Annotated in this window: 13 protein-coding genes; 5 read left to right on the plus strand and 8 right to left on the minus strand. The window is 64.3% G+C overall.

Annotated elements, in window-relative coordinates:
- Positions 1-13 precede the first annotated feature (13 nt).
- The 4 genes from DEM25_RS00420 to DEM25_RS00435 are packed head-to-tail and all read left to right on the plus strand — an operon-like array spanning position 14 to position 3,277.
- Positions 14-277 (plus strand): type II toxin-antitoxin system VapB family antitoxin, encoded by a 264-nt coding sequence (locus DEM25_RS00420; RefSeq protein ID WP_109769314.1) that lies wholly within the window; start codon positions 14-16, stop codon positions 275-277.
- Positions 274-666 (plus strand): type II toxin-antitoxin system VapC family toxin, encoded by a 393-nt coding sequence (locus tag DEM25_RS00425; RefSeq protein ID WP_109769315.1) that lies wholly within the window; start codon positions 274-276, stop codon positions 664-666. Before DEM25_RS00420 ends, DEM25_RS00425 begins: the two co-directional genes overlap by 4 nt.
- Complete coding sequence (locus DEM25_RS00430) at positions 663-2,291, plus strand: ABC transporter ATP-binding protein (RefSeq protein ID WP_109769316.1); 1,629 nt, start codon at positions 663-665, stop codon at positions 2,289-2,291. Before DEM25_RS00425 ends, DEM25_RS00430 begins: the two co-directional genes overlap by 4 nt.
- A gap of 26 nt (positions 2,292-2,317) precedes the next feature.
- On the plus strand, positions 2,318-3,277 hold the full coding sequence (locus tag DEM25_RS00435) for a 2-hydroxyacid dehydrogenase (protein WP_109769317.1): 960 nt from the start codon (positions 2,318-2,320) through the stop codon (positions 3,275-3,277).
- A gap of 6 nt (positions 3,278-3,283) precedes the next feature.
- Here the strand turns inward: DEM25_RS00435 and DEM25_RS00440 are convergent, their stop codons facing one another.
- The 3 genes from DEM25_RS00440 to DEM25_RS00450 all read right to left on the minus strand — a co-directional run bounded on the left by DEM25_RS00440 (position 3,284) and on the right by DEM25_RS00450 (position 5,949).
- Positions 3,284-4,147, minus strand: coding sequence for a C40 family peptidase (locus tag DEM25_RS00440; RefSeq protein ID WP_109769318.1), 864 nt, complete (start codon positions 4,145-4,147; stop codon positions 3,284-3,286).
- Positions 4,144-4,494 (minus strand): MarR family winged helix-turn-helix transcriptional regulator, encoded by a 351-nt coding sequence (locus tag DEM25_RS00445; protein WP_109769320.1) that lies wholly within the window; start codon positions 4,492-4,494, stop codon positions 4,144-4,146. The genes DEM25_RS00440 and DEM25_RS00445 overlap by 4 nt, the downstream gene beginning before the upstream one ends.
- A 75-nt stretch (positions 4,495-4,569) precedes the next feature.
- The gene (locus tag DEM25_RS00450; RefSeq protein ID WP_120222610.1) at positions 4,570-5,949 is read right to left on the minus strand and encodes a leucyl aminopeptidase family protein; all 1,380 of its coding nucleotides are present in this window, start codon (positions 5,947-5,949) and stop codon (positions 4,570-4,572) included.
- 132 nt (positions 5,950-6,081) lie between these two features.
- Here DEM25_RS00450 and DEM25_RS00455 point away from each other — a divergent pair, with 132 nt between their 5' ends.
- Positions 6,082-6,897 carry a tetratricopeptide repeat protein gene (locus DEM25_RS00455; RefSeq protein ID WP_109766879.1) on the plus strand — a complete coding sequence of 272 codons (816 nt, stop codon included), beginning with the start codon at positions 6,082-6,084 and terminating at the stop codon, positions 6,895-6,897.
- A gap of 97 nt (positions 6,898-6,994) precedes the next feature.
- Here the strand turns inward: DEM25_RS00455 and DEM25_RS00460 are convergent, their stop codons facing one another.
- From DEM25_RS00460 to DEM25_RS00480, 5 genes are all read right to left on the minus strand, one after another.
- A complete protein-coding gene (locus DEM25_RS00460) occupies positions 6,995-8,005 on the minus strand; it encodes a type II secretion system F family protein (protein ID WP_109766843.1) in 1,011 nt (336 codons plus the stop codon).
- A gap of 9 nt (positions 8,006-8,014) precedes the next feature.
- Positions 8,015-9,028, minus strand: coding sequence for a type II secretion system F family protein (locus DEM25_RS00465; protein ID WP_375567831.1), 1,014 nt, complete (start codon positions 9,026-9,028; stop codon positions 8,015-8,017).
- 40 nt (positions 9,029-9,068) lie between these two features.
- Positions 9,069-10,574, minus strand: a complete 1,506-nt coding sequence (locus DEM25_RS00470) for a TadA family conjugal transfer-associated ATPase (RefSeq protein ID WP_109766842.1) — start codon at positions 10,572-10,574, stop codon at positions 9,069-9,071.
- 31 nt (positions 10,575-10,605) lie between these two features.
- The gene (locus tag DEM25_RS00475) at positions 10,606-11,883 is read right to left on the minus strand and encodes a CpaE/TadZ family protein (RefSeq protein WP_109766877.1); all 1,278 of its coding nucleotides are present in this window, start codon (positions 11,881-11,883) and stop codon (positions 10,606-10,608) included.
- 65 nt (positions 11,884-11,948) lie between these two features.
- On the minus strand, positions 11,949-12,623 hold the full coding sequence (locus tag DEM25_RS00480) for a CpaD family pilus assembly protein (protein ID WP_109766841.1): 675 nt from the start codon (positions 12,621-12,623) through the stop codon (positions 11,949-11,951).
- Positions 12,624-12,632: the final 9 nt, after the last annotated feature.

Here is a 12,632-nt window from a genome sequence, read left to right on the forward strand (position 1 = left end):
CTCGGAGACCACGATGGGTCTGAACATCAAGAATGAGCGCGTGCATCAATTGGCGAAGGAACTCGCCCTCAAGCGCAATTCCACCATGACGGCCGTGATCCTTGACGCGTTGGAAAGCGAGCTGGAACGAGATCAAGCTCGCTCCGATGAGGCTCAACGGCATCGGATCAAGGCGCGAGAGCAGTTTCTCGCACACCGCGATTCGATGAAGGAACTGCCGGCAGGCTACACCAGCAGTCATGACGACCTTTATGATGAAGACGGCTTTCCGGCATGATTGTCGATGCGTCAGCGATCGTGGCGTTTGTCATGAAGGAAGAGGGCAGCGGCATCTACGAGCCTTACCTGTTCAGCGACACGGTTCCGCTTTTCATATCCGCCGTCAATTGGTGGGAGGTCCATGCCCGCATAACCAGGCATGACAAGCCCGACGTCACACGATCATTGCAGTTCTTTCAACGAGGAACGCGCTTGAAGTTCGTCGCAGTAGACAAAGACCAAACCAACATGGCTATCGAAGCGTTCCGCCGCTTCGGCAAGGGACACCATCCCGCCAAACTCAACCTCGGCGATTGTTTCGCCTACGCTCTGGCCAAGGTTCGAAACGAACCGCTGCTCTTCAAGGGGAACGATTTTCACCATACCGATGTGCGGGCCGCGCTGTGACAGAACCACTCCTGTCCGTCCGCGATCTTTCCGTCGACTTCACGCAAGGCGGCCATGTCACCCATGCGGTCAGAACGATCTCGTTCGACATCGGTGCGCGCGAAACCGTGGCGCTCGTCGGCGAGAGCGGGTCGGGCAAGTCGGTCTCCGCCCTGTCCGTGCTCAAGCTGCTGCAATATCCGGCCGCGTCGCACCCGTCGGGTCAGATCATGTTCGGCGGGCAGGATTTGCTGGCGGCGTCGGACGACGAACTGCGCACGGTCCGCGGCAACGACATTTCGATGATCTTCCAGGAGCCGATGACGTCGCTGAACCCGCTGCACCCGATCGAAAAGCAGGTCGGCGAGGTGTTGCGGCTGCACCAGGGCATGGGCGAAGCGGACCAGCGAGCCCGAACGCTCGAACTGCTCAACCAGGTCGGCATTCGCGAACCCGAAAAGCGCCTTGGCGCCTATCCGCACCAATTGTCCGGTGGCCAGCGCCAGCGCGTGATGATCGCCATGGCGCTCGCCAACACGCCCAGGCTGCTGATCGCGGACGAACCGACGACGGCGCTCGATGTGACCGTTCAGGCGCAGATCCTCGAACTGCTCGACGATCTCAAGCGGCAGCAGGACATGTCGATGCTGTTCATCACGCACGATCTGGGCATTGTGCGGCGCATCGCCGACCGCGTCTGCGTGATGACCGATGGGGAGATCGTCGAGACCGGGCCGACCGAGGCGATCTTCGGCGACCCGCAGCACGTCTACACCCGGCACCTGCTCGCGGCCGAACCGAAGGGCCAGCCGCCCCGCGCCGACCCCGACGCGCCCGTCGTGATGGAAGGCGACCAGATCAAGGTCTGGTTCCCGATCAAAAAAGGCTTCCTGCGCAAGACGGTCGATCACGTCAAAGCGGTCGACGGGATCGACGTGACGGTGCGCGCAGGCCAGACGCTCGGCGTCGTCGGCGAGAGCGGGTCGGGCAAGACGACGCTTGGGCTGGCGCTCAGCCGGCTGATTTCGTCGGACGGCCGTATCCGGTTTGCTGGCGAGGCCATCGATGCACGCTCGTTCCGTCAGATGCGGCCGCTTCGCAAGGATCTGCAGATCGTCTTCCAGGACCCGTTCGGATCGCTGAGCCCGCGCATGTCGATCGCCGAGATCGTCGCCGAGGGCCTTGCGATCCACGAACCGGGCCTGAGCCCCGACGAACGCGACGATCGCGTCGTCGCCGCCCTCGACGAGGTCGGGCTCGATCCCGAGACGCGGTTCCGCTATCCGCACGAATTTTCCGGCGGCCAGCGCCAGCGCATCGCCATTGCCCGGGCGATGGTGCTCAAGCCGAAATTCCTGATGCTGGACGAGCCCACTTCGGCGCTCGACATGAGCGTTCAGGCCCAGGTGGTCGACCTTCTGCGCGATCTGCAGAAGAGGCACAATCTGGCCTATCTGTTCATCAGCCACGATCTGAAAGTGGTGCGGGCGCTCGCCAATCACGTCATTGTCATGCGCGGCGGACTAATTGTCGAACAGGGGTCGGCCGACACCATTTTCGACGCGCCGGAAACCGATTACACAAGGGCGCTGATGGCCGCCGCCTTCGACATCAAGACGAGCGCGGCCGGCGTCGTCAGCCAGTAGGCATTTTTGGCAAGCGAGTTCGCACGATGGCACCCTCCCCCGGCTCGATCCTTTTGTCCGTCACCGGCTTCGATCCCGCCGTGTGGCGTGACGAGATCGAACGGGCCGCACCCGGCCGGACGGTTGTCACCGAACCGGACGGGCCCGTAGACGCATCCATCCATTACGCGGTCGTGTGGAAGCAGCGGCCCGGCATTCTCAACCGGCTGCCCAATCTCAAGGCGATCTTTTCGATCGGCGCCGGCGTCGACCACATCTTCGCCGATCCCGATGTTCCGGACGTGCCCATCGTGCGCGTCGTCGCCGACGACCTGACCGAGCGGATGAGCGAATATGTGGTCTGGCAGGTGCTCGACCATCACCGCAAGGGGCCGCGCTACCGGCGCCAGCAGGCGGAGAAAATCTGGCATGAAGACCGGATGCAGCCGGCCGCGCGCGACGTGACGGTGGGCATTCTGGGTCTCGGCGTACTCGGGCTCGATGCGGCGCGCAAGCTTGCCGCGCTCGGCTTTGAAGTCGCGGGTTGGAGCCGGACGGCAAAGAAAATCGAAGGCGTAGCGACCTTTGCCGGCGATGACGGGCTCGACGGTTTTCTGGCCATCAGCGACATCGTCGTGTGCCTTTTGCCGCTGACGCCGAAGACAAAGGGCATCCTGTCAAAACCGCTGTTTGCGAAGATGAAACGGCGCGGGCCGCTGGGGCCGGCCGTGCTGATCAATGCCGGCCGCGGCGATCTGCAGAACGAGGCCGACATCCTTGCGGCTCTGGAAAATGGCTGGCTGGGTGCGGCCAGCCTCGATGTGTTCCAGGCCGAGCCGCTGCCCGAAACCAGTCCGCTCTGGACCCATCCGCGCGTGACGATCACGCCGCATGCGGCGGCCACATCGGTGCCCGCCGCACTGATCCCGCCCATGATTGCCCAGATTGAATCACATGAGCGCGGTGAACCGCTGACCAATCTGGTCGATCGCGACGCCGGCTACTGATCGCCGTCAGGGACGCCGATAGCCGGTCGGTTGCCCGTAGAGAGCCGCGATGCGGTCGATGGCCTGACCGAGCGGTTCGCTCGAAACCGCCATCGCATTGGCGTTGGCATGCAGCAGCGTCTCGGCGTCACGCATGATGCCGACATGGCCGATCCAGAAGACGAGATCTCCGCGCCGAAGACCGTTTGCGGGATCGGCCGGTTCGCCCAGTTCCGCTTCCTGCATGTCGCTGTCGCGCGGCGCCGCCCGGCCGGCCATCAGCATGGCCAGTTGCACAAGGCCCGAACAGTCGATGCCGAAGGCGGACGTTCCGCCCCACAGATAGGGCGTGTGAAGCAGCGTTTCGGCGGCGGCCGCATAATCCGGCTCATGGTCATCCGCCTCGCGGATGTGCCCTGCCGGGCAATAGCGGCCGTCGTCGAGGCGCGCATAGGCGACATTGCGGCTCTCGACGAATTCAGCGACCGAAACCAATGAGCCCATCGAAAGGCAGTCGGCCGGGGGACGCTTGAAATCCGGCTCATCGAAAAGGAACGTCCGTGGCGCCGCGATGCGGTGGGTGCCGGACGCCGTGCCCAAGGGTCTGCTCAACGCACGCTGAGCGACATAGCCGACATATCCGTCCCGCTCGGCCTGAACCCAGGCCCAGCCCTCATCGGACTGAAACATGCGAACCCGGTCGCCGTGGAGCAGTTGTGTGCCCAGACCGGCCTGCGGCATCGGTTGCGTGCGCATATCGACCACGGCGTCCCGGACGACCAGCTCCTCGCCATCAGCGAAATGGTTGGCATCGACCAGACCGCGCAACCGGGCGTCGGCCAAGTCGCGGCGAAAGGCGTGCAGGCGCGGATCAAGCGGCTTTTCGGTCATGCGGGCAGTTCCCTCGCCTTGGCGATGATGACGTCGGCGAACCGTTCCAGATAGAGCGCGCCGTCAACGGTGCGGGCGATGACCACATTGCGCCGATCCCGCGGATCGCGATGCCGGGTGACCAGCTTCATGGCACCCATCGTGTCGAGTGCGCGCGTGATGACCGGCTTGGTGACGCCGAGATGTGCGGCCAGCCCGCGCACCGAATGGGGCGGCGGTTCGAGGTAGATCGTCAGGAGGATGGCAAGTTGGCGCGTCGTCAGGTCCGGCGCGCTGTCGCGCACCTCGGCAAGCGATACATGGTGCCAGAGCGCGAGCGCCTGGCTGGGCCTCAATGTGACCGTCATCGTCCGCTGGTCGCACACAAACGTTTCGGAACCGTTTCAATATGACGGTCCGAGCCGTGGCACACAAGGGCGAGGTCACCGGTCGCCGTAACGATGTTCCAGAACCGCGAACAGGGCGCGGATCGCCTGCGCCTCGCCGCCGACCGGCGCGTGCAACTTCGGCTTCGGCGTCCACGCGAACAGGTCGAGATGGACCCAGGGCGTCTTGTCGGCCACGAACTTCTGCAGGAAGAGCGCGGCCGTCACCGATCCGGCGAACCCGTCGGCGGTTACATTGGCGCAGTCCGCCACCGTCGATGACAGGTTGCGGGCGTATGGCTGCCAGAGCGGCATGCGCCAGAGCGGATCTCGCTCGGCTTCGGCGGCCCTTGCCAAAGCGCCGGCCAGCGCATCGTCTCCCGTGTAGAAGGGCACGATATCGGGGCCGAGCGCAACGCGCGCCGCACCCGTCAGCGTTGCCATGTCCACGATCAGATCCGGCTCTTCCTCATCGGCCAGTGCCAGCGCATCGGCCAGCACCAGCCGGCCCTCGGCATCGGTGTGGCCGATTTCCACGGTCAGGCCCTTGCGCGTCGGATAGACGTCACCGGGCCTGAACGCATTGCCGGAGATCGCGTTCTCGACAGCGGGGATCAGCACACGCAGCCGCACGCCCAGTTCCATCGCCATGATCATGGCGGCCAGGCCCAGAACGTTGGCCGCGCCGCCCATGTCCTTCTTCATGTTGCGCATCGAGCCCGAGGGCTTGATGCCGACGCCGCCGGTGTCGAACGAGACGCCCTTGCCGACCAGTGTCAGCTTCGGTGCGGTCTTTTTTCCCCACCTCATGTCGATCAGGCGCGGCGGCGTTGCCGAGGCACGACCGACCGCATGGATCATCGGCAGCTTCTTGGCGATCAGTTCCTCTCCGGCGATCACCTTGACGACCGCCTTGTGGCCGGCTGCCAACGTCCGGGCGGCCGCCTCGATCGCCGCCGGCCCCATGTCGTTGGCCGGCGTGTTGACGAGATCGCGGGTCAGCGAAACCGCGCCCGCAACCGCTTCGAGACGCGCGCGATCGACCGCTTTGTCGGGCACGAGCCGGACGCGTTTGGCCGGCGGCGTACGGTACAGGTCAAAACGATAGGCGCCCATGCAGAAACCCAGCGTCGCCTTCCCGATATCGGTCTCATCGGGATTGGCGACGAACCAGTCACCCGCCGGCAGCTTGCCGGCGAGCGCGCCAAGCGCGAACGGATCGGCCGGTTCGCCCAGGGCGATGGCCGCCCCTGCCACGCCGCCGCCGTCCGGCGCGGGCACGAGGGCGACGGCCCCGGCCTCGGCTTCGAAGCCCGTTGCCTCCAGCCATGCCGTCACCTGTGCCGGACTGCTTTTTGCGTTGTTTCCGACAATCCAAATGGGCCGCGCGTCGGTGCGCGCTTCGTCAGGAGCCAGCATTGTCAGTCGATCAGCCATCATGTCCTCGGCGCCGGGGATTAACCATCCGTTAGGGTTAACAGATTATCGCTGGTTAACAGAGGTTAATGCGGAGTTACGCCCGCAAAAGGACGCATGCCGCGTGCCGGCCCTGCTTCGTGGAGTATCGCGATGTCCAAGCCTATCGGTTCATCGAACCTGCACCGGCCCGCCCGCCTCGGTGTCGCTGTGCTGCTGGCCGGTCTTCTGGCCGGGTGTGCCAACAGCAACCTGACGACCGGATCGATCGGGCCGGCGGGCAACAAGCCGATCGCGCAATTGAGCGGCACGGAACTGCAATCGGCGCTGGCCAGCCACCGCCGCCAGTACGAACGCAACCCGAATGACAAGTCGGTGGCGATCGCCTATGCATCCGTGCTGCGGATGAACGGCGCGAACGAGCAGGCGCTGGCCGTGATGCGCAAGGCTGCGATCACCCATTCGCGCGACAAGCAGGTTCTGGCCGCCTACGGCAAGGCACTCGCCGGTGCCGGTCAGTTTCCGGCCGCGCTCGACGCGATCCAGAGGGCGCAGGACCCGACGCAGCCTGACTGGGAACTGCTTTCGGCCGAGGGCGCGATCTACGATCAGACAGGGCGTCCGGACGAAGCGCGCCAGCGCTATGAAAAAGCGTTGCAGATCCGCCCGAACGAACCCTCGGTCCTGTCGAACCTTGCGATGAGCCACATGCTGCAGGGCGATCTGCCGACAGCGGAACGGCACTTGCGCACGGCGGTGCAACAGCCCGGCGCGGACAGCCGCGTGCGGCAGAATCTGGCGCTGATCGTCGGTCTTCAGGGCCGGTTCGCCGAAGCCGAGGACATTGCCCGCCGCGAGATGACGCCCGACCAGGCCGAAACCAACATCGCCTATCTGCGGCAGATGCTGGCGCAGCAAAATGCTTGGAACCTGATCGAGCAGGAAGACCGGCAGAACGCCGCCAACTGACGATCCGTCCGCCCGTCCCCCCCGCGAATGACCGCAACCCCCGACAAAAAAACCCGCCTTTAGGCGGGCCCTTTTTGTCGTGTCGGGCGCGATGCGATCACCCTCCGCCGAAGATGCCGCCCTGTTGCGAGACCTGGATGCCGGCCGGGCCGAGAATCACGCCGAACAGGACCGGCAGGAAGAAGACGATCATCGGAACGGTCAGCTTGGGCGGAAGCGCGGCCGCCTTTTTCTCGGCTTCGGTCATGCGCTGTTCGCGGCTTTCGTTGGCCAGAACGCGCAGCGCGGAGCCGATGGGCGTACCGTAACGTTCGGCCTGGATCATCGCCTGGGAGACGGCCTGGACCGAGTCGAGGCCGGTACGCTTGGCCAGGTTTTCGTAGGCTTGCCGGCGTTCGCTGAGATAGGACAGTTCCGCGCCGACCAGCACCAACTCTTCGGCAAGCGGCACCGATTGCGTGCCGATCTCCACGGACACGCGCTTGAACGCGGCTTCCACGGACATGCCCGACTCGACGCATATCAGCATCAGGTCGAGCGCATCGGGCCAGGCCTTGCGGATGGAGTTGCCGCGCTTGCCTGCCAGGTTGCTGACATACAGATTGGGCGCATAAAAGCCCGCATAGGCGGCGCCGACGCACATGAACGAACGCATCATGGTCGAGTGTTCGCTGAAGTTGCCCAGGCCGAAAATGTAGAAGATGGCCACGGCCAGAAACAGAAACGGCAGCACGAAGCGGGCGAACAGGAACATGTTCAGCGGCTGCTGGCCCCGGAAACCGGCCATCCGAAGCTTCTTGACCGTCGCATCGTCGGCCAGCGCCTTGCGCAGATCGAGCCGGTCGACCACGCCTTTGATGCCGGCGAACCTGGACTCATCGACGCGCAGCGACCCCTTGCCCTGAACCTTTTCGGTGGCCAGCCGAGCGCGCTCGCGGGCGCGAATCTCGTCGCGCTCGGTTGCGACCATCTTCATCCGGCTCTTGAGCTGGCTGCCGCCGGTCACCGCCGTGAGCAGCGTGAGGATGGTGGCGAACACGGCGACCGAAACGAGCACGGCGAAGACGAACTGCGGTGACGTGGCGGTCTGGACAATGGTCGATATCATGGCCGGACCTCACACCTCGAAATTGATCATCTGACGCATGACGAAGATGCCGATCGACATCCAGACAAGCGACACGCCGAGAATGAACAGCCCCGTATCGGTCGTGAACAGCAGCATGATGTACTCCGGGCTCGTCAGATAGACGAGAAACATCACGACGGGCGGCAGGGCACCGATGATGACGGCGGACGCCTTTGCTTCCATCGACATGGCGGCGACCTTGTTCTTCATCTGCTTGCGCGCCCGCAGCACCTTCGACAGGTTGCCGAGCGCTTCGGACAGGTTGCCGCCGGCCTGCTGCTGGATCTGGATGACGATCGCAAAGAAGCTGGCCTCGGGAACCGGCATGTGGTTGTACATGCGCATGCACGCTTCGGGCGTCGGCACACCCAGTTGCTGCGCCTCGACGATCCTGCCGAACTCCGTACGGACCGGCTCCTTGGCCTCGCCCGCGATCAGGCGGATCCCGTCGTTTAGCGGCAGGCCCGACTTGATAGCCCGGACGATGACGTCGATGGCATTGGGAAACTCGTCGAGAAACTGCTTCATGCGGCGCTTGCGCAGAAACGCGACGATCCAGCGCGGCACGCCAAAAGCGCCGGCGAAAAACACGGCCGGCACGTAGATGAGGCCAAGGCCAGCCACCAGCGCCATGACCGCCAGGGCACCGCCGAGGCCGGCCGACATCAGATAAAAGGTCCGCATCTCGATATTGAGGCCGGCCTGCTTGATCTGCATCTTCAGCGACGGCTTGGTGATGTGCTTTTCGCGATCCTTGTTCCGTTTTTCGAGATCATCAAGGGATTCGCTGACCTGCTTGCGGCGCTTCTGGCCTTCATTGAGGCGTTCGACCGCGGCCTTGCGCACCTTGGTGTCGGAGCTGCGACTGCTGATGGCGGCAAGGCGCTTGCCGGATTTCTCCTCGATCTGCACCCTGTTGTACAGCAACGCATAGAGCACGCCGCCGACACCGAGGGCGGCGAGCGCGAAGATGGCAATCACGATGACGGGAATGCCCATGATCGTCATGGCTGCCTATCCCTGCCTGCTGTCCACTGCACCATCAGTTCTGGACCGTTTCCATGGAATCGAGCGCCGCCGCCAGACGCTGCTCCTCATTGTAGTAACGGGCCCTGTCCCACATGGCCGGACGGCCGATGCCGGTCGAGCGGTGCTTGCCGAGGATCTTGCCGTTGGTGTCCTCACCCTGCATGTCGTAAAGCATCAGGTCCTGGGTGATGATCACGTCGCCTTCCATGCCGACCACCTCGGTGATGTGGGTGATCCGGCGCGAGCCGTCGCGCAGGCGTGCCGCCTGAACGATGACGTCGACCGAGCCGACGATGATTTCGCGCACGGTGCGCTGGGGCAGCGAAAAGCCGCCCATGGCGATCATCGATTCGATACGGCTGAGACATTCGCGGGGCGAGTTGGAGTGGATGGTGCCCATGGACCCGTCATGGCCGGTGTTCATGGCCTGCAGCAGGTCGAACACTTCCGGTCCGCGCACCTCGCCGACGATGATCCGCTCGGGACGCATGCGAAGGCAGTTCTTGACGAGATCGCGCATGGTGATCTGGCCTTCGCCCTCGAGGTTGGGCGGGCGGGTTTCAAGCCGCACGACATGCGGCTGCTGCAGCTGCAGTTCTGCCGAATCCTCGCAGGTGATGATGCGCTCATCCTCGTCGATGTAGCGCGTCAGGCAGTTGAGAAGCGTCGTCTTGCCCGAGCCCGTGCCGCCGGAAATCACCACATTGCAGCGCACCCGGCCTATGATCTGGAGCAGCGTGGCACCCTCAGGCGAGATCGATCCGAAATTGACCAGCTGATCGAGCGTCAGCTTGTCCTTCTTGAATTTGCGGATCGTCAGTGCGGTGCCGTCGATGGCCAGTGGCGGGGCGATGACGTTGACGCGGCTGCCGTCGGCGAGACGCGCGTCGCAGATCGGGCTCGATTCGTCGACACGCCGGCCCACCTGGCTGACGATCCGTTGGCACACGGAAAGCAATTGCTGGGCATCGCGGAACTTGACGTCGGCGTGTTGGACCTTGCCGTCCACTTCGATATAGGCGCTGTCCGGCCCGTTGATCATGATGTCGGCGATATCGTCGCGGGCCAGCAGAGGCTCGAGAGGGCCGTAGCCCAGAACGTCGTTGCAGATGTCCTCGAGCAGCTCCTCCTGCTCGGCGATCGACATCGCATAGTTCTTGATCGCGATGATGTCGTTGACGATGTCGCGGATTTCCTCGCGCGCACTGTCACCATCAAGCTTGGCGAGCTGCGACAGATCGATCGTTTCGATCAGCGCGGAGAAAACCTGCGTCTTGGTGTCGTAATAGGATTCGTTGCGCTGGGACTGGGAGCGCGCAGCCGGCTTGGCGGGCGTGACGGCCGGTGCCGGCTCGGGCTGAGCCGCAGGCCGCGCCGGTGTCTCAGGCTCGGGCGCGGGCGCGGGAGCTGTCGCGGCCTCGACCGGTTCGGGTGCTGCCGGGCTTGTCGGGGCGTCGTGCGTCGATCCCGCCGAACCGGCCGGTCCGGCCGTTCCCGCTGTGCCTCTCTTGCCGAACATCAATATGCCCCCGTGGTCGAACGCGTTGCCGTCATGACTTCTTCAGCCGCGCCAGCAGCGCCTGAAGTCCGGGCTTGTGTTTGGGCACGGACACCGAGCGGCCCGTCACCAGATGAGCGAGTTGGCCCAGCGTGGCCACCACGGGGCTCGCGGCATCGGTTTCGGCCAGCATGCGGCCCGAATTGGCGGCGTTGCCGAAAAGCTGCGCGTCGAACGGAATGACGGCCGCCGGCTCGACCTCGAGCGGATCGCTGAAGTCGCCAACGGAGATTTCCGGCCGCTTGGGCACGCCGACCTGGTTGATCACCAGCCGCGGCGGCGAGTCGTTCGGACGCAGTCCGCGCAACGTGTCGATCAGGTTCTTGGTGTTGCGCAGATTTGCCAGTTCCGGAGCGGCGACGATCACCACTTCATCGGCATGGGTGAGCGTCGCCTTGGTCCAGCCGTTCCAGCCGTGCGGCACGTCGAGAACAACCGCCGGCGCGGTGCGCTGTGCGATGTCGATCAGGTTGCCGAAGGCATCGGCGCCGAAATCGTAGGAACGATCCAGCGTCGATGGCGCCGCCAGAAGCGACAGGTTCTCGGCGCAGTTGGCGAGCAGCCTGTCCAGATAAACCTCGTCCAGACGCTCGGGCGAGAAAACGGCTTCGGCAATCCCCTGCGCGGGATCCTGGTCGAAGTTGATGTTGGCTGTCCCGAAGGGCAGGTCCATATCGACGACCACGACCTCGTTCTCGAACAGTGTCGAGATCGCCCAGGACACATTGTGGGCGATGGTCGAGGCGCCGACGCCGCCCTTGGCACCGACAAAGGCGATCGACCGTCCGATCGGATCGGCTTCGGGATCGGCGAACAGACCCGAAATCGTGCTCATCAGATCTGCAAGCGAGACCGGCGCGACCATGTATTCGGAGATGCCCGCGCGGATCAGCTCGCGGTAAAGGGCAATGTCGTTGTGATGGCCGATGATGACGACGCGGCTGGAAGGATCGCAGACATCGGCCAGTTCGTTGAGCCGCGCCATCAGTTCGTCGCGGCCGCAGGCGATTTCAATAAAGATCAGATTGGGCGTGGGTGCGGTCTGGTAGAATTCGACGGCTGCGGCAAGACCGCCCATGTAGACGCGCGTCTGCGCCTTCGACATCCGCCGGTCTTCGGCCATGCGCTCGATGGTCGATGCCACGGCCTGGGTCTCGCAGAACGCCTGCACGGAAATGCGCGGCACCGGCCGGACCTGCTGAAGCGCATCGGCCTCTTCGGGCGCCGCCGCCAAGGGCTCGGCATCAAGATTAAGAGCGGTATCGGACATGTCACTTGCTTCCGCTTCGGTTTCTGGACTGCCCGCGATCGCGCGGGCAGTGTTCTGTGTCATCGTCAATAGGCGACCTCGGAGGCCTTTCCGGTCGGCCCGCTCTGATAGGTGCCGATCACCACACCGCGCTGGGCGGCGTCGATCGGCGACATCGCACGGGGCCCAAGAAGGTCGTTCGGATTGTCGATCTGAGCGGCGAGGTTTTTCTGGGTGGAGCAGCCGAAATCGCTGTAGTGGCGGTTCTGCGCAGTCTCGGCCAGGTTCCCGGTCCACTGACCGCAGGGTTTCGGAACGTCGGCGGTGACACCGTGGAAGGACAGCCGGACCGGAGCGGCGGCGCCATGCCCGCTGGCATCATAGTGCTGGATCGACACGTCGTTGCGGCTGGCGCCGCCTCGCTCGATCGCATCGATGATGGTTTCGCGCACACGATCGGCGGCGTGCTCGTTGGGCGAGTTGGACGGCAGCAGGACATGCAGAACGCCGGTCCGCGACTGTTTGAAGGTGCGGGCGAAGGCGGTGATGTTGCTTTGCGTCGCCGGGTTGAGCGTGCGGGCGCCGCTGGCCACGGCCACGTCGAGCGTCTGCTCCCGCTCCGAGATGACGATCGGATGGTTGGTGCGATAATCGTCCGAAACCGAACTGACGGCGATATTGTCGGTGCCGGTCGCGCAACCGGCCAAAAGGCTCGCCGCGACCAGAAGTCCGCCGACCGTTTGAAGCTGTTTCAAGGACATGGCTGGCTG

The organism is Oceaniradius stylonematis (assembly GCF_003149475.2).
Classification (GTDB): domain Bacteria; phylum Pseudomonadota; class Alphaproteobacteria; order Rhizobiales; family Rhizobiaceae; genus Roseitalea; species Roseitalea stylonematis.

What these genes read in the sequence shown, in the direction of transcription:
- DEM25_RS00420 (WP_109769314.1), top strand. Translation starts at nt 14, where the DNA reads ATGGGTCTGAACATCAAGAATGAGCGCGTGCATCAATTGGCGAAGGAA.
- DEM25_RS00425 (WP_109769315.1), top strand. Translation starts at nt 274, where the DNA reads ATGATTGTCGATGCGTCAGCGATCGTGGCGTTTGTCATGAAGGAAGAG.
- DEM25_RS00435 (WP_109769317.1), top strand. Translation starts at nt 2,318, where the DNA reads ATGGCACCCTCCCCCGGCTCGATCCTTTTGTCCGTCACCGGCTTCGAT.
- DEM25_RS00440 (WP_109769318.1), bottom strand. Translation starts at nt 4,147, where the DNA reads ATGACCGAAAAGCCGCTTGATCCGCGCCTGCACGCCTTTCGCCGCGAC.
- DEM25_RS00445 (WP_109769320.1), bottom strand. Translation starts at nt 4,494, where the DNA reads ATGACGGTCACATTGAGGCCCAGCCAGGCGCTCGCGCTCTGGCACCAT.
- DEM25_RS00450 (WP_120222610.1), bottom strand. Translation starts at nt 5,949, where the DNA reads ATGGCTGATCGACTGACAATGCTGGCTCCTGACGAAGCGCGCACCGAC.
- DEM25_RS00455 (WP_109766879.1), top strand. Translation starts at nt 6,082, where the DNA reads ATGTCCAAGCCTATCGGTTCATCGAACCTGCACCGGCCCGCCCGCCTC.
- DEM25_RS00460 (WP_109766843.1), bottom strand. Translation starts at nt 8,005, where the DNA reads ATGATATCGACCATTGTCCAGACCGCCACGTCACCGCAGTTCGTCTTC.
- DEM25_RS00470 (WP_109766842.1), bottom strand. Translation starts at nt 10,574, where the DNA reads ATGTTCGGCAAGAGAGGCACAGCGGGAACGGCCGGACCGGCCGGTTCG.
- DEM25_RS00475 (WP_109766877.1), bottom strand. Translation starts at nt 11,883, where the DNA reads ATGTCCGATACCGCTCTTAATCTTGATGCCGAGCCCTTGGCGGCGGCG.
- DEM25_RS00480 (WP_109766841.1), bottom strand. Translation starts at nt 12,623, where the DNA reads ATGTCCTTGAAACAGCTTCAAACGGTCGGCGGACTTCTGGTCGCGGCG.